General features: G+C 72.2%; 12 protein-coding genes and 1 pseudogene. 2 read left to right on the top strand and 11 right to left on the bottom strand.

All coding sequences use genetic code 11. The annotated features are described in order from the left end of the window. The 8 genes from ABLE88_RS11170 to ABLE88_RS11135 all read right to left on the bottom strand — a co-directional run bounded on the left by ABLE88_RS11170 (position 1) and on the right by ABLE88_RS11135 (position 11,008). Entirely contained in the window at positions 1 to 1,458 is a 1,458-nt protein-coding gene (locus ABLE88_RS11170) for a nickel-dependent hydrogenase large subunit (protein ID WP_348831711.1), read from the bottom strand. Further along, entirely contained in the window at positions 1,455 to 2,462 is a 1,008-nt protein-coding gene (locus ABLE88_RS11165) for an NADH-quinone oxidoreductase subunit B family protein (protein WP_348831710.1), read from the bottom strand. The genes ABLE88_RS11170 and ABLE88_RS11165 overlap by 4 nt, the downstream gene beginning before the upstream one ends. 8 nt (positions 2,463 to 2,470) lie before the next feature. Next, a complete protein-coding gene (locus tag ABLE88_RS11160) occupies positions 2,471 to 3,868 on the bottom strand; it encodes a sensor histidine kinase (RefSeq protein WP_348831709.1) in 1,398 nt (465 codons plus the stop codon). 102 nt (positions 3,869 to 3,970) lie between these two features. Continuing rightward, the gene (locus ABLE88_RS11155; protein ID WP_348831707.1) at positions 3,971 to 4,801 is read right to left on the bottom strand and encodes a LolA family protein; all 831 of its coding nucleotides are present in this window, start codon (positions 4,799 to 4,801) and stop codon (positions 3,971 to 3,973) included. A gap of 147 nt (positions 4,802 to 4,948) precedes the next feature. Continuing rightward, complete coding sequence (locus tag ABLE88_RS11150) at positions 4,949 to 7,474, bottom strand: DNA translocase FtsK (protein ID WP_348832178.1); 2,526 nt, start codon at positions 7,472 to 7,474, stop codon at positions 4,949 to 4,951. Positions 7,475 to 7,519: 45 nt separating this feature from the next. Then, entirely contained in the window at positions 7,520 to 8,734 is a 1,215-nt protein-coding gene (locus ABLE88_RS11145; RefSeq protein ID WP_348831706.1) for an aminotransferase class I/II-fold pyridoxal phosphate-dependent enzyme, read from the bottom strand. A gap of 238 nt (positions 8,735 to 8,972) precedes the next feature. Next, on the bottom strand, positions 8,973 to 9,923 hold the full coding sequence (locus ABLE88_RS11140) for a bifunctional riboflavin kinase/FAD synthetase (RefSeq protein WP_348831704.1): 951 nt from the start codon (positions 9,921 to 9,923) through the stop codon (positions 8,973 to 8,975). A 194-nt stretch (positions 9,924 to 10,117) separates the two neighbouring features. Further along, positions 10,118 to 11,008, bottom strand: a complete 891-nt coding sequence (locus ABLE88_RS11135; protein WP_348831702.1) for a TIGR01459 family HAD-type hydrolase — start codon at positions 11,006 to 11,008, stop codon at positions 10,118 to 10,120. Positions 11,009 to 11,186: 178 nt separating this feature from the next. On the opposite strand from ABLE88_RS11135, the gene ABLE88_RS11130 reads away from it, so the two are divergent. Further along, positions 11,187 to 11,603 (top strand): Ohr family peroxiredoxin, encoded by a 417-nt coding sequence (locus tag ABLE88_RS11130; RefSeq protein WP_348831700.1) that lies wholly within the window; start codon positions 11,187 to 11,189, stop codon positions 11,601 to 11,603. Between the two features lie 25 nt (positions 11,604 to 11,628). Here ABLE88_RS11130 and murD read toward each other — a convergent pair whose 3' ends face one another. Then, complete coding sequence (gene murD, locus ABLE88_RS11125; RefSeq protein ID WP_348831699.1) at positions 11,629 to 13,152, bottom strand: UDP-N-acetylmuramoyl-L-alanine--D-glutamate ligase; 1,524 nt, start codon at positions 13,150 to 13,152, stop codon at positions 11,629 to 11,631. A gap of 263 nt (positions 13,153 to 13,415) precedes the next feature. Here murD and ABLE88_RS11120 point away from each other — a divergent pair, with 263 nt between their 5' ends. Continuing rightward, on the top strand, positions 13,416 to 13,640 hold the full coding sequence (locus ABLE88_RS11120) for a YgaP family membrane protein (protein ID WP_348831697.1): 225 nt from the start codon (positions 13,416 to 13,418) through the stop codon (positions 13,638 to 13,640). A gap of 190 nt (positions 13,641 to 13,830) precedes the next feature. On the opposite strand, the gene obgE is transcribed toward ABLE88_RS11120, so the two are convergent. Further along, positions 13,831 to 14,868 carry a GTPase ObgE gene (gene obgE / locus ABLE88_RS11115; RefSeq protein ID WP_348831695.1) on the bottom strand — a complete coding sequence of 346 codons (1,038 nt, stop codon included), beginning with the start codon at positions 14,866 to 14,868 and terminating at the stop codon, positions 13,831 to 13,833. Between the two features lie 46 nt (positions 14,869 to 14,914). Next, positions 14,915 to 15,578, bottom strand: a pseudogene (locus tag ABLE88_RS11110) (amidohydrolase family protein). Positions 15,579 to 15,613 lie beyond the last annotated feature (35 nt).

Here is a 15,613-nt window from a genome sequence, read left to right as displayed (position 1 = left end):
CTAATGCACCGTGCAGACCATGCACGGATCGAAGGAGCGCACGATGTGCTGCACGCTCACCGGCGTCACTTCGCCCTGGCGGATCGGCGCATCGACCAGCGCTGCCTCCAGCGGACCCGGCACGCCGGCGCGGTCGCGCGGCGAGAAGTTCCAGGTGGTGGGAGCGATGATCTGGTAGCGGGCGATGCGCCCCTTCTGCACCACCACCCAGTGGCCGAGCGCGCCGCGCGCGGCTTCCGTCAGCCCGAAGGCGCGGCCCTCCTGCGGCAGCGTTCCCTGCGCGCACCAGGGCGCCGTGGGCTCCAGCTCGCGCACCCAGCCTTCCATGGCGATCAGCGTGCGCGCGGCCTCCACCAGCCGGCCGACCACGCGGCTCCTCACATTGGCGCCCTCGCGCGCGGCGAGATCGCGCATCAGCGGCTGGCCCGCCACCACCTGCCGGGCGAAGGCGCCGGTCTCGAACGGCAGGCCCGACAGGCGCGGCGCCTTGCACCAAGTGTAGCCGTCCTCGTCCAGCCCGTCGGGCAGGGTCGAGCCCTCGAACGGGGCGTGGGGCGCCTCGCGGCCCTCCATGCGGGCGAAGGCGTGGTCCTCGGTGATGGCGGCGGGATCGAGCGTGGCGCCAACGCCGTCCGCGACGATGCCGCCGCCATAGAGCCGGCCGCTCTCCTGCGGATAGGCGCCGTAGGACAGGAAGCGGTCATAGGCGCGGCCGAGGCCCGAAAGCTCCAGGTCCTCGGCGATGTCGAGAAACAGCCGCATGTCGCTCGCCGGCCCGGCGCGGCGCCACGCCTCCAGCGCCGCGGCGTCGTCGAGCGCCGCCACCTCTTCCAGCGCGGCACCGTAGAGGCGGTCCTGAAGGTCCGCGCGCACGGCGGCGAGCGTCGCCAGGAGCCGCATCTTGTCGCGCTGGTCGGCCGAGCGCGTCACCCCGCCCGGCTGGAGCGCCAGCGTGTGCGGCCAGCGCCCGGCCAGAAGGCCGAGCACGTGGAGCAGGGTGGCGCGGGTGGCGATGGCCGCGCGCACGCGCGCGCCCTGCGCCGCCTTGAAGCCCCGCTCGGCCGCCGCGAACCAGGGCCGGTCCGCGTACACCTGGCGGGCGAAGTCCGGCATGAAGAAGACGTGGAAATGGGTGAGGTGGTCGGCCACGTTCTCGGCGGCGAGGATGAGGTTGGTGGCGATCCGTCCGTTCGGGGTCGGCGCGAGGCCCTGGAGCCCGGCGAGCGCCAGCGCCGCCGCGTGCGACTGCGACACCGAGCAGATGCCGCAGATGCGCGGGGCGATCACCAGCGCGTCGCGCGGGTCGCGCCCTTCCAGGATGCGCTCGAAGCCGCGGAACAGGGGCGAGGAGACGAACGCCTCTTGCACCCGGCCGTCGGCGATCTCGAGGCGCACCTCCAGGTCCCCTTCCACGCGGTTGAAGGGGCCGACCACGAGGCGGCGGGCGTCGGGGCTCATCGCCGCTTGATGTCCTTCACCGCGGGCGGGGTCAGCACGTGATCGGCGGTGGCGTTGCGCCGGAGCCGCTCCGGCGTCGCCGCCTTGGCGAGGGAGGACAAGGCGATGAACCAGGCCTTCGGCATGTCGGTGGGCAGGCCCACGGGGATGCCGCCGATCTTCGGCGTGTCCAGGAAGGCGTGGCCCGGCTCCTCAAATTCGGGGGCGGTGCAGTTGATGCAGGAATAGCCGCCCCGGGTGCAGGAGCCCTCGCCGTTCCACAGCCGGGTGTTGCAGTCCGCGTGCGCCTGGGTGCCGAGGCAGCCCAGATGCTCCATCATGCAGCCGAGGTCGGAGAGCTTCTCCGCGCTGGCTTTGTATTCGTAGTATTCGTTGCGCGGGCAGCCGTGGTGGACGAGGTGGTCGGCGTAGAAGCGCGGCCGGCCATAGACGTCGAGGTCGGCGGCGCCGAGGAGGCCCGCCGAGAGCAGCATCAAGGTCTCGGTGACCCAGTTGGGGTGGGTCGGGCAGCCCGCCACATTGATCACCGGCAGGCCCGAGCGGGAACGGAACGGCTCGCCCAGCGCGCCGCCGCGCCGGCGCCCGTCGAACTGGAGGCCGCAGGCATCCGCCGGGTTCACGCCCGCCGCCGTCACCCCGCCATAGGCCGCGCAGGTGCCCACCGCCACCACGTGGCGCGCCACCGGCGCGAGGCGGCGCACCCAGTCGATGGTGGGCACGCCGGTGCCGGCCAGCACGTGGAAGCGCCCAGTGCCGTTCGGCCCGCGCAGCAGCGCGCCCTCCACGCACAAGGCGTCGAGCGCGATCTCGCCCGCGAGCACAGCCTCGAACAGCGCGGTCGCCTCACTCCCGGTCTCCTCCGAGAAAGCGGGGTGCCACAGGAAGCGGATGTCCGCGCTCTCCAGCGTCGCCGCAAGGTCTGGCGCTTCGGCGCACAGCAGCGACATGGTGCAGCCGCCGCAGCCGCCGGACTGGAGCCAGAGCACGGTGAAGGGAGGGCGCATCGCCGGGTTCATTCCTTCGCCTCCGCGGGCGGGGCCGGCAGGGTCAGCGTCATCACCGCGCCGCCCTCGGGATGGTTGGCGGCGTCGAGCGCGCCCTGATGCTCGGCGACGATGCGGTAGCAGATGGACAGGCCGAGCCCGGTGCCCTTGCCCACCGGCTTGGTGGTGAAGAACGGGTCGAACACCCGGCCGAGCACCGCGTCGGCGATGCCCGGCCCGGTGTCGCGCACGGTGACCCGGGCGCGGCCTTGCGCGCTCGTCCCGGTGATCTCCAGGCGGGCGCCCGGGCGGCCTTCCATGGCGTCCACCGCGTTCTGCACCAGGTTCATCATCACCTGGTGGATGTGGCCGGGATGGCCGACGCTCTCGAACGGCTCGGGCAGATCGATGGCGATGGCCAGGTCCGGCATCTGCGACTTCGCCACCCAGTCCACCGCCGTGCGCACCACGGCGGCGAGGTCGAACGGGCTCGGCGCCTCGCGCTGGTCGGAGGAGAAGCGGCGCAAATCGGCGACGATGTCGCGCACCCGCTCGGCGCCCTCCAGCATGCCGGCGAGGGTGGGGGCGAGGTCGGCACGGGTGCGGTCGATGCGCAGCGCCGCGCGCGCTGCGGCGAGCGCGGCCTGGTCCGCCCCGGCATGCACCTGGTCGAGATAGGCGACGAGGCGGTCGGCATGGCGCTTCAGGGCGTGGGCGTTGCCGTAGACGAAGGAGATCGGGTTGTTCAACTCGTGGGCGACGCCGGCCACCAGGCGGCCGAGGGAGGCCATCTTCTCCGCATGCACCAATTGCTGCTGGGTGTGCTTGAGGTGCTCGTGGGCGGCGGCGAGGTCGGAATAAGCGCGCCTGAGCTCGCCCAGCGGGCGTCCCACCAGCACGATGCCCACCGCGCGCCCGCGCGTGTCGAAGCGCAGCGCGCCGTTCACCGCCACCTGCTCGGGCCCCTCGGGGGTGGCGAAGGTGAACTCGCTGTCGACGATACGGCGCCGGCTCGCCATGGTGGCGAGCACGTCCTGGGCGGTGGCGCGGGAGGAGCGGTCGATGAGATCGGCGAGCGGCCGGCCGACCAGGTCGTCCGCGGTGACGCCGAAGGCGCGCTCGGCGGCGCGGTTCACCTGCTCCACCCGGCCCGAGAGGTCGCAGGCGATCAGCAGGTCGGTCATGGCGCCGACGAGGCCGGCGATGAAGCCCTGGGCCTCCTCCAGCGCGTCGTTCTTGGCCTCGAGCTCCACCTGCTGGCTGACCAGCTCGGCGTAGGTCTCGTCCATCTTGCGGATGACGGCGATCCACGCCTGGTCGGCCTCCGCCGGCGCGGCGCCGGGGATCACGGACGAGGCTTCGCCGCCGAGCGCGCGGGCGCCGGCGCGCGGGCTGTCCTTCGGCAGGTCCTGGCCCTGGGCGGGCATGCGCGGTCCCCGCGGCCGTTGAGGGGCGCCCATGCTAGGCGAGCGGCGCGGCGGCGTCCAATGGAGGCCTCAAGGGACGCGGGCGCCGGCCCGCCGCCGCGCCTACTGGAGCATGCGTTCGAAATTGATCACGAACAGCTTCGGATCGGGCCGGCCGTTGGGCTTGAGGTTCGAGATCGACACCTGGGTGTCGTAGCCCTGGGGATCGGTGACGATCCACTGCCTCAGCGTGTAGTCCTTGGCATCGAACAGGATCAGCAGACGGTAGGTGCCGATCATGGGCACCTTCTCCTCGATCACCACCGAGACGAAGTGGTCGTCCTGGTAGATGCCGGTGACGTGCGGGTCGTTGGCGAGGTCGATGCGCTCGGCCAGGAGGAAGCGCAGCGGCGTCTGGTCCAGCGGCGTGATGTCCTGGGTGTTGAGCGTGCGGTCGCGCACCGCCACCGACTGGCCGTTGGCGATCAGCTCGATCGGGCTCGGCGGATCGTATTCGAAGCGCACCCGGCCGGGCTTCTGCATGTAGAAGTCGCCGGTGCGGCGGCTGCCGTCCGGGTCCACCTGGGTGAAGGTGCCGGTGAGCGATTGGATGGAATTGTAATAGGCGTTCACCCGGTCGACCGTGGCGCGCTGGGCGCGCCCGTCCGGCGCCGGGGCGGGGGGCAGGGTGCGGGGGGGTCCGGCCAGGGCCGGCGGGGCTGGCTTCTTCGGCGGCAGCGGCGCCGTGGCGGGGGGCTGCGCCGCCTGCGCCTGCGCGCCCGGCTGCATCTGCGCCGGCAGCACCTGCATCGGCTGGCCTTGCACCGGCTGGGCCTGCGCCGCGCTTTGGCCGCGCGGCACGTCGCCCGGCGGCAGCAGGCCCTGCGCCATGGCGACGGAGCCGGCCGCCAGCCCGAAGGCGAAGGCGAGCGGAGAAAGAATGCGGAGCAGCATGATCGGTTTCTCTGACACGGAAGCGTGCGGCCGTCGAGGGCCGACCGTTCCCCGTAGCGGTGGCCTGTGGCGATCCTGTGGCCCGCCGCCAGGGGATGCAAGCGCGATCTCGCGGCCGCAAGCGGCCCCCCGGCCGGCCGCGGGCGGCTATTCCGCCGCCTCGTCCGGCAGCAGGATCTCCCGCTTGCCGGCATGGTTGGGGGCGCCCACCACGCCCTCCTTCTCCATCCGCTCCACCAGCGAGGCGGCGCGGTTGTAGCCGATCTGGAGCCGGCGCTGGATATAGGAGGTAGAGCACTTCTTGTCGCGCAGCACCACGGCGACCGCCTGGGAATAGAGGTCCTGGCCCTCCTCCCCGAACGATCCCTTGTCGAACACCGCGCCGTCTTCGTCCCCGCTGTCCTCGTCGAGCTCGGCGGTGACCGCCTCCACATAATCGGGCACGCCCTGGGCCTTGAGGTGCCGGACCACGCTCTCCACCTCCTCGTCGGCGACGAACGGGCCGTGCACGCGGGAGATGCGCCCGCCGCCGGCCATGTGGAGCATGTCGCCCTGGCCCAGCAGCTGCTCGGCGCCCATCTCGCCGAGGATGGTGCGGCTGTCGATCTTCGACGTCACCTGGAACGAGATGCGGGTCGGGAAATTGGCCTTGATGGTGCCGGTGATGACGTCCACCGAGGGACGCTGGGTCGCCATCACCAGGTGGATGCCGGCGGCGCGCGCCATCTGGGCGAGGCGCTGGATCGCGCCCTCGATGTCCTTGCCCGCCACCAGCATCAGATCGGCCATCTCGTCGACGATCACGACGATGTAGGGCAAAGGCTTGAGGTCCATCTCCTCGCTTTCGTAGATGGCCTCCCCGGTCTCGTGGTCGAAGCCGGTCTGCACGGTGCGCGAGACGGTCTCGCCCTTCTCCATGGATTCGCGCACGCGGGCGTTGAAGCCGTCGATGTTGCGCACGCCGAGCTTGGACATCTTCTTGTAGCGGTCCTCCATCTCCCGCACCGCCCATTTCAGCGCCACCACCGCCTTCTTGGGATCGGTGACCACCGGGGCGAGGAGATGCGGGATGCCGTCATAGACCGACAGCTCGAGCATCTTCGGATCGACCATGATGAGGCGGCACTGCTCCGGCTTCAGGCGGTAGAGCAGCGACAGGATCATGGTGTTGATGGCGACCGACTTGCCGGAGCCGGTGGTGCCGGCCACCAGCAGATGCGGCATGCGGGCGAGGTCGACGATCACCGGCTCGCCGCCGATGGTCTTGCCGAGCGCGATGGCGAGCTTGTGGCCACTGTCGCCGAAGTCGCGGGTGGCGAGCAGCTCGCGCAGCAGCACCTTCTCGCGCCGGGCGTTGGGCAATTCGATGCCGATCGCGTTGCGCCCCGGCACCACGGCCACGCGGGCGGAGATGGCGCTCATGGAGCGGGCGATGTCGTCGGCGAGGCCGATGACGCGCGACGACTTGATGCCCGGCGCCGGCTCCAGCTCGTAGAGCGTGACCACCGGGCCCGGCCGCACCTGGCCGATCTCGCCGCGCACGCCGAAATCCTGAAGCGTGCCTTCGAGCAGGTTGGCGGTCTCCCTGAGCGCCTCCGGGCTCATGGCGGGGGCCTTGGTGGGCGGCGGGGCGGCGAGCAGATCGAGCGCGGGATGCTGGTAGCCGCCGCCGCGGCGGCCCTTGGGCGGGTCGCGCGGGGGCGGCCCCGCCGGGCGGCGCGGCGCGGCGCGGGCCGCCCCCGCGCGGGGCGCATCGAAGTCCGGCACGCCGGACCGCGGCGGCGGCGCCGCGTCGTAGGCCAGGCCGTCGGCGGCCTCGTCCTCCGGCTCCGGCGGGGCGCCGCGGCGGCCGGCGAGGCTCGGCTCGACCCGGCCCTTGGCGTCGTTGGCCGGCCGCTCGGACGCGAACATCTCCCGGGCGAAGGCGCCCACCCCGCCGATGGCGACGCGCGGCAACCGGCGGCCCGGAAACAGGCGCGCCTTCAGCGACAGGAAGGTGTGGGTGATGGCGCCGAGCGAGATCGAGGTGCCGTCGTCCCCATCCTCCTCCTCGTCGGGCGCGCCGCCGGCGGAGAGCGGCGTGCGCCGGCCGCCGCTCAGAGCGAAGAACAGCCCGGCGAGCGCCACGGCGAGCCCGGCACCGGCGATGAAGAAGCCGTCCAGGGGGTCGCCCCAGCCGCCGCGCAGCACCGCAGCGGCGCGCGGGAACAGGTCGCCGATCACCCCGCCGAGGCCGGTCGGCGTCGGCCAGGCGCCGAAGCGCGGGATGGCGGCGAGGAAGGCGGTGAGGCCGATCACGCCCAAGGTCCAGGCGGCGAGGCGCAGGCGCGCGCGGCTGAACGGACGGTGGGTGAGCATGCGCCAGCCCCACGTCAGCAGCGGCGCGACGAGGGCGAGGCAGGCGAGGCCGAAGAGCTGCATCAGCATGTCGGCCACCACCGCGCCGGGCCGACCCAGCAGGTTCTTCACCGCCCCACCGGTGGCGTTGGACAGGCTCGGATCGCTGGCCGACCAGGTGACGAGCGACACCATGGCGAAGAGCCCGACGGCGAGCAGCAGCGCACCGATGATCTCCCGGCTGCGGCGGCGCACGGCCTGCTTCAGCCCGTCCGGGATGAAGCCGAGGTGCGGCACGTGGAGCGGGTCGGCGCGGCCCTCCAGGCGCGAGTGCATCACGGCGTCGGCGGCGGGGCGGCGGGCCATGGGTCTTGCTCTCCTTCAGGCGAGGCCGGCGAGGAGGCGGGCGAGCACCTCCTCGCAGGCGGCGAGATCTTGCACCAGCGCGACGCGGACATAAGCGTCGCAGGGGTTGGCCCCGGTGAGGTCGCGCCGGGCGAGATAGCCGCCCGGCACCACGCGCAGGCCCTCGTCGCGCCAGAGCTTCAGCGCCGCCGCCTCGCCGCCGCCGGCGGCGGAGACGTCGAGCCACAGGAAGAAGCCGCCGCCGGGCCGCTTATAGGAAAAGCGCCCGTCCAGCATGCGGTCGGCGAGGTCGAACTTGGCCTTGTAGAGGTCGCGCGAGGCGATCACGTGCGCCTCGTCGGCGAGCGCCGCGACGCCCACCTCCTGGAGCGGCTCGGGCACCTGGGGCGCCGCCACCCAGCGGAAGGCGAGGAAGGCTTTGAGGAAATCCGCGTCGCCGGCGACGAAGCCGCAGCGCAGGCCCGGCAGCGAGGAGCGCTTGGAGAGCGAGTTGAAGGCGAGCGCGCCGGTAACGTCGTTGCCCGCCACCTCCAGGATGCCGGCCGGCTTCTCGGCGCCGAGATAGACCTCCGAATAGCACTCATCGGAGAACAGATAGGCGCCGTGCGCGCGGCACGCCCGCAGCAGCTCGGCGAGATAAGCGGGCGAGGCGATGGCGCCCTGGGGATTGGCGGGGGAGGCGATGAAGATGGCCACCGTGCGGGCCATCAGTTCGGGGGTCAGCGCCGCAAGGTCGGGCAGCCAGCCGCTGTCCATGGTGGTCGGCAGGATCACCGCCTCGCAGCCCGCCGCCTCGGCGCCGGCCGCGTACGCGGCATAAAACGGGTTCGGCAGCAGCATGGCCGGGCGACGGCCGCCGAAGTCGCGGCGCGCGTCGGCGAGGCGCCGGGCGACGATGGCGGCGGAGAACAGGCCCTCGCGCGAGCCGTTCAGAACCAGCACCTCGCGCTCGGCGTCCACCGGACGGGCCAAAGCGTAGCGGCGGGAGAGCCAGCCCGCGGCGGCGGCGCGGAACGCTTTGGTGCCCTCGGCGCGTGGATAGCGCCCGAAGCCGGCGAGCGAGCGGGCCAGCACGTCGCCGACGAAGGGCGGCATGGCGTGCTGCGGCTCGCCCACCGCCGCGCTCAAAGGCGCGCGGCCGGGCGCCACCGGCGCGAGCAGCTCGGCCAGGCGAACGAACGGGGAGCGGCGGTCCTCGGCGGGTGCCGCCGGCGGCACGGCATGGGGCAAGCTTCTGGCCTCTCTCGAGCCGGATCCACGCGCGGCGGGGCGCCGGGACGCTTCGCCGCGCGCGGGGGGTCGCGCTCTCGTGCCTGTCCCGGCCCTTGCGGGCCTTGGGCGAAGGCACGTCTCTCAGGCTCCAGCATGGCGCGGGACGGTTAAGGCGCGGCTAACCGCCGGGATTTCCCCCGCCGCCGCCGCGCCGTCCGCCTTCCCTAACGGCACCCACAGACCGGGGATGATCGGGTCATCCGGCGGCGCCCGAGAGCACCGCGCGGGCCTGGGCCGCGTCCACGTGCATCTGGGCGATCAGCGGCGCGATGCCGTCGAATTTCAGCTCCGGCCGCAGATAAGCGGCGAGCTCCACCTTCAGCTCCGCGCCGTAGAGATCGCCGGAAAAGTCGAACAGGTGCACCTCGAACAGCGGCCGGCCATTGTCGAAGGTGGGGCGCCGCCCGTAGCTCGCCACCCCGTCGAGCCGCCGCGCGCCGTGACGGGCGCGCACCGCATAGACGCCGAAGGCGAGCTCGGCGCCGTCGGGCAGCTCCAGGTTGGCGGTGGGAAAGCCGAGCTCCCGCCCGCGCTTGTCGCCGTGGATCACCCGCGCGGTGAAGCCGAACGGCCGGCCCAGCATGTGCGCCGCATGCCCCACCTGGCCGGCGGCGAGCGCGTTGCGGATCGCCGTGGAGGAGATCGGGTCGCCCTCGTCGCGCATGGGCTCCACCACCTCCACCTTGAAGCCGTGGCGGGCGCCGGAGGCCATCAGGAAGGCGGGCGAGCCGGCGCGGGCGCGGCCGAAATGGAAGTCGAAGCCCACCACCACCCCGCTCACCCCGTAGCGGCCGATCAGGATGTCGGCGACGAAGGCCTCCGCTTCCACCGCCGCCAGCGCGGCGTTAAAGCCGAGCACGATGGCGCCGTCGAGGCCGGCCTGCGCCAGCTGGGTGAGCTTCTCCGGCTCCGGGGTCAGGCGGAAGGGCGCGGTCTTGGGCGAGAAGAAGGTGCGCGGATGCGGCTCGAAGGTGAGCGCCAGCGCCGCCACCCTTTGGTCCCGGGCCAAAGCGCGCGCCGCGTCGATAACCGCGCGGTGGCCGCGATGCACGCCGTCGAAATTGCCGATGGCGAGCACCGGCCGGGCGAGGCGCGCCGGCAGCGGGTCGGCGTCGCGCAGGACGGTGAAGGGTTCGTGCGGTGACATCTGCATGAGCGCGGCGGCCTCGGGTCCTTCGAACGCGCAAGCCGGCCGGCGGTGGTGTCCCGGGGGCGATGGCTGCGGAGCCCGCGCCGGTCGGCTTGCGTCGCAAGCATCGGATAACGCGTTCTCCGCCTTTGAGTAAGGGGGAGGCTGAGCGAGGCGGGCCTACCGGACGGCCCGCCGCGCGCGGCGGCGCCTCACCAGGCGAGGCGCGCCATCACCCCGCGCGGATGGGCGTGGCCGTCGAACAGGGCCGACAGCGAGGCCTCGTCCGGCACCTGCCCGTCCACCGCGTTCAATTCGCCGGCATGGATGCCGCTGGCGATGAACAGGCTGTCGAAGCCGGCATCGTTGGCGCCGGCGATGTCGGTGCGCAGCGCGTCACCGATGCCGAGCACCCGGGCGGGCGCCACCGGCGCGCCGCGCAGCTCCGCCGCCTTCGCGAGCGCCGCCTGGTAGATGGCCGGATAGGGCTTGCCGCAGAACACGGTCTTTCCGCCCAGGTCCTCATAGGCCTTGGCGATGGCGCCGGCGCAATAGACCAGCTTGGCGCCGCGCTCCACCACGAGGTCCGGATTGGCGCAGATGAAGGGCAAGGCGCGCGCCTTCATGCGCGCGAGCAAGTCGGCGTAGTCGTCGGGGGTCTCCACCTCGTCGTCGAGCAGGCCGGTGCAGACCGTCAGGTCCGCCTCTTCCATGGGGACCTTGACCATGTCGAGCCCGTCGAAGGTGCCGATGTCGCGCGGCGGGCCGAGATGGAACACCTTCACCCCCGGCCGCGCCGCGATCAGCGCACGCGTCACGTCGCCGGACGTGACCACGTCGTCATAGGCGGCGCGCGGCACGTTCAGCTTGTCCAGCATGGCGACGATGAACGGGTTCGGCCTCGGCGCATTGGAGACCAGCAGCACCGTACGCCCGCCGGCGCGCGCCCGGGTGAGCGCGTCCGCCGCCGCCGGGAAGGCGGTGATGCCGTTATGCACCACGCCCCATACGTCGCACAGGATGAGGTCGTAATCGTCCGCGAAGGCCGAGAGGCCGGGCACGAGGGGCGGGAACAGGGCGCTCACGGTCGCGTCGTCGGCCATCCGGTGTCTCCGTCTGTTGCGGGGCACAGGTAGAACGGGCGAACCCGATCCACAAGGCCGGGCGGACAGGAACGCCCTGCGCCCCGCGCAGTTCTACGTTCAACCGTCCGGCGCCGGCAGGCGCCCGGACCGCCGTGCCCATAGGCCCGCCAAGAGCGGCCCAACCCGGAGACGTCCCATGCCGTTCGAGACCCTCTTCACCGCCGTGGCCACCGCCAAAGGCGGGCGCCGCGGCCATTCGCAGACCTCCGACGGCTCGGTCTCCGTCGATCTCGGCTCGCCCAAGAACGGCGCCATGGAGCCGGGCAAGACCACGCCCGAGCACCTGTTCGCGGCCGGCTATGCGGCCTGCTTCGGCAGCGCGCTGGAGGCGGTGGCGAAGAAGCAGGGGGTGGACGCCGCCGAAGCGGAAGTCACGGTCGAGGCGAGCCTCGGCAAGGTGGAGGACGGCTACGCGCTGGCGGTGAAGATCTCTGGCCGCATCCCGGGCCAGGACCAGGCGGCGATGCAGGCGCTGCTCGAGGCGGCGCACCAGGGTTGCCCCTATTCGAAGGCGACGCGCGGCAATATCGACGTCACCGTCTCGGCCGCCTGAGGCGGAAGGCGCCCAACTCGATACCTCACCGGGCGAACGGCGGCTTGCCTCCCGGATGACCGCCGGCATTCCCGCCCAAGCCGTGCGGCGGCATCCCGTGGGGCGGGCCGCCACGCGCCGGCTCGGTTTGCGCGACGGGCGCGGTGGATTTCGGGTTCGCCGTCACGCCGGGCAGCGCGGTGACGAGGTCGCGGAACGCGTCGCCCCGGACCTCGAAGTTGGGATACTGGTCGAAGCTGGCGCAGGCGGGCGAGAGCAGCACGACCGGGTGGGCGAGGTTTGAGGCCTCCGCGTCCCGCGCCGCCGCCGCGACCGCGTTGTCGAGCGTGCCGACGATCTCGTGCGGCACCGCGCCGCCCAGCGCGGCGGCGAAATCCGGCGCCGCCTCGCCGATGAGATAGGCCTTGCGCACCCGCGCGAAATGGGGCGCGAGCGGATCGATGCCGCCGGCCTTGGGCTTGCCGCCGAGAATCCAGAAGATGTCCTCGAAGCTCAGCAGGGCCCGCTCGGCGGCGTCCGCATTGGTGGCCTTGCTGTCGTTGACGAACAGCACGTCGCCCTTGCGGCCCACCTCTTCCATGCGGTGGGCGAGGCCGGGGAAACGCTTCATGGCCACGGCGATGACCTCGGGCGCGAGGCCCAAGGCGCGCACCGCCGCGAACGCCGCCGCCGCGTTCTGGGCGTTGTGCGCGCCGCGCAGCGCGCCGATGCCGCCGAGCGGCAGGCGGAAGCGCTCCGCTCCGCCCTCGGACACCACCAGCGTCTCGCCCTCGCGCCAGATGCCGTCCGCCAGCGGCCGGCGCACCGAAACGCGCACCACGTGGGTGCCGGCGCGCTCGGCCCGGTCGGCCATGGCGGCGGAGAAGTCGTCGTCGACGCCGATCACCGCCGTGCCGCCGCGCTCGACCCCGGTGACGAGGTGCTCCTTCACCGCCGCGTAGTTCTCCAAGGTGCCGTGCCGGTCGAGATGGTCCGGGGTGAGGTTCAGCTGCACGCCCACCGTGGGATCGAGGCCGGGCGCCAGGTCGATCTGGTAGGACGAGCATTCGATCACATGCACCCGTCCCGGCTTCGGCGGCGCCAGCGACAGGATGGCGGTGCCGATATTGCCGCCCATCTGCACGTCGCGGCCGGCGGTGCGCAAAAGGTGGGCGATCAGCGCGGTTGTGGTGGACTTGCCGTTGGTGCCGGTGATGGCGACGAAGGGCGAGCGGCGCGCGCTCACCTGCCGCTCGCGGCAGAACAGCTCGATGTCGCCGATCACCTCGACGCCGGCATTGCGGGCGAGCCGCACCGCCCAATGGGGCTCGGGATGGGTCAGCGGCACGCCGGGCGAAAGCACCAGCGCGTCCACCGCGCTCCAATCGATGGTGCGCAGGTCCTGGACCAGAATCCCCTCCTCCCCGGCCTTGAGGCGGGAACGCTCGGCATCGTCATAGGCGACGACGCGGGCGCCGCCGGCGATCAGGGCCAAAGCGGTGGGAATGCCGGAGCCGCCCAGCCCGAAAAGGGCGACGGTGCGGTCCTTGAAAACGGTGACGGGGATCATGGGCGGAGCAATCTTCTCTCGGCAATGAAGCGGGCGCGCGCCCGCTGCTCTCTTAAGTGAAGTCGCAGGCGGATTCACCGGCAAATTAAATCCGTTCGCCGGATCGCGCGACGCCGGGCCGGGGGCCTGAAGGCCGCCGGCCCGCGACACGGTGCCATTGGGGAAACTCCCGCATTGACTTCGCGCCACATTAAAAACATTGAATGTAAACTGGCGCGGGTTCCTGGAGGAAGGGTCCGGGCCAATCTTCAAGGAGGTGGGTCATGGCCAATGTGGGCGGTATCGATCGCATCCTGCGCTTCGTCGCCGGCATCGTTCTGATGCTGGTGCCCTTCATCGCGCCGTCGGTGCCGGCGCTGGCCGGGCTCGGCAACTGGGCCTGGCTGATCGGTGCCTGGGGGCTCGGCATGCTGCTGACCGCGGTGTTCCGCTTCTGCCCGGCCTATGTGCTGCTGGGCGTGAGGACGTGCGGGCGCAGCGCCGGCTAGCGCCCCATCGGGGGCGCTCGGTCGAGGGATACCGGCGGGAAGGCCGCCGTCGTGGGAGGTCTCGTGCCGAGCTGAAGCGCGATCCGCCCCGATCGCCCCGGGCGACCTGCGGGGCGGCAGACGCGCTTTTTCATCACCGGGCCAAGGCCCCGGGCGGGCCGATCTTCCCGCCGCGGCGGGCGCGGCGCGCTCAGGGGCGCCACGGCTCGGGCGCCCTCAGCGCCTCGGCCTCGGCGCCGCGCTGGGCGCCGATCACCGTGAGCAGCGCGCGCAGCGCCTCCTGCACCCCCTGGCCGGACTGGGCGGAGAGGAGCAGCGGTTTCTTCTTCGCCGCCCGCTGGAGACGTTCCTTCTGCTGCTTGAGCAGCTCGGGGGAGAGGGCATCCACCTTGGAGAGGGCGACGATCTCCGGCTTCTCGTCGAGGCCGTTGCCATAGGCGGCGAGCTCGGCGCGAACAGTCTTGTAGGCCTTGCCGGCATGCTCGGAGGTGCCGTCCACCAGATGCAGCAGCGCGCGGCAGCGCTCCACATGGCCGAGGAAGCGGTCGCCGATGCCGACGCCCTCGTGCGCGCCCTCGATCAGGCCGGGAATGTCGGCCAGCACGAACTCGCGCCCGTCCACTCGCACCACGCCGAGGCCGGGATGCAGGGTGGTGAAGGGATAATCGGCGATCTTGGGCTTGGCCGCCGTGGTGGCGGCAAGGAAAGTGGACTTGCCGGCATTGGGCAGGCCGATGAGACCTGCATCGGCGATCAGCTTCAGGCGCAGCCAGATCCACCGCTCCTGGCCTTCGAGGCCGGGATTGGCGCGGCGGGGGGCCTGGTTGGTGGAGGTCTTGAACTGGGCGTTGCCGAAGCCGCCATTGCCGCCTTCCAGCAGCTTGATGCGCTGGCCCACCTCGGTGAGGTCGGCGAGGAGGGTCTCCTCGTCCTCGTCGAGCACCTGGGTGCCGGCCGGCACTTTCAGCACCACGTCGGCGCCGCGGGCGCCGGTGCGGTTGGCGCCCTTGCCGTGGTCGCCCTTCTTGGCCTTGAAATGCTGCTGGTAGCGGTAGTCGATGAGCGTGTTGAGGCCGTCCACACACTCGATCCACACGTCGCCGCCACGCCCGCCGTCGCCGCCGTCGGGACCGCCGAACTCGATGAACTTCTCGCGCCGGAACGAGACGCACCCCGCGCCGCCGTCACCGGAGCGCACATAGACCTTGGCCTGATCGAGGAATTTCATAGGCTGGAGGTAGACGGGCGGCGGCGCGAACGCAAGGGCGGCGCCCTCACAGCTTCAGGATGCGCTCGGCATTGCCGTGACAGACCTTCGCCCGCACGTCCGGCGAAAGCGGCGCGGTCTCGATGAACCGGGCGGCGGTCGCCGTGTCCTCGTAGGGATAGTCGACGGAGAACATCACCCGGTCCTCGCCCATGGCGCCGATGGCGGCGGTGAGCGCGCCGGGGTCGCAGACGCCGGAGGTGGTGACGGCGAAATGGCGCGTGACGATCGTCGAGGGCAGCTCATCCGTCGCCAGCGTCTCGCCCAGCCAGCACTGCCAACGGCTGTCGAAGCGCCAAAGCAGGTAAGGCAGGGTCTCGCCCATGTGGCCCAGGATCACCTGCACGTTGGGAAAGCGCTTGAAGGTGCCGGCGAACACCAGCCGCAGCGCATGGCTCGCGGTGTCGGCGGTCGCCGGTCTGGCCGTTGATGAGCGCGCCCTTGAAGCGGAGGTCGCGCACGCAGCGCTCCAGCTCGTCCGCGGCCTCCGCCGGATTCTGCATCGGCAGGTGGGCGAAGCCGGCATAGCGCTTCGGCTGCCGGGCGACCTCGGCGGCGAGCCTGTCGTTGGCCTGGCGCGCGAGGCGGATGGCGGCGGCCGTGTCCGTCTCCGCCTGGACACCGGGCGTGGTGACGGAGAGCACGCACAGGTCGATCCCGGCCTGGTCCATGGTCTCGAGCCGCAGGCTGCCGAAATCCGCCAGCC

The organism is Xanthobacter luteus (assembly GCF_040049235.1).
Classification (GTDB): Bacteria; Pseudomonadota; Alphaproteobacteria; order Rhizobiales; family Xanthobacteraceae; genus Xanthobacter.
Note: the sequence above shows the minus strand (reverse complement) of the source record. Positions and strands in the feature narration are given on the sequence as shown.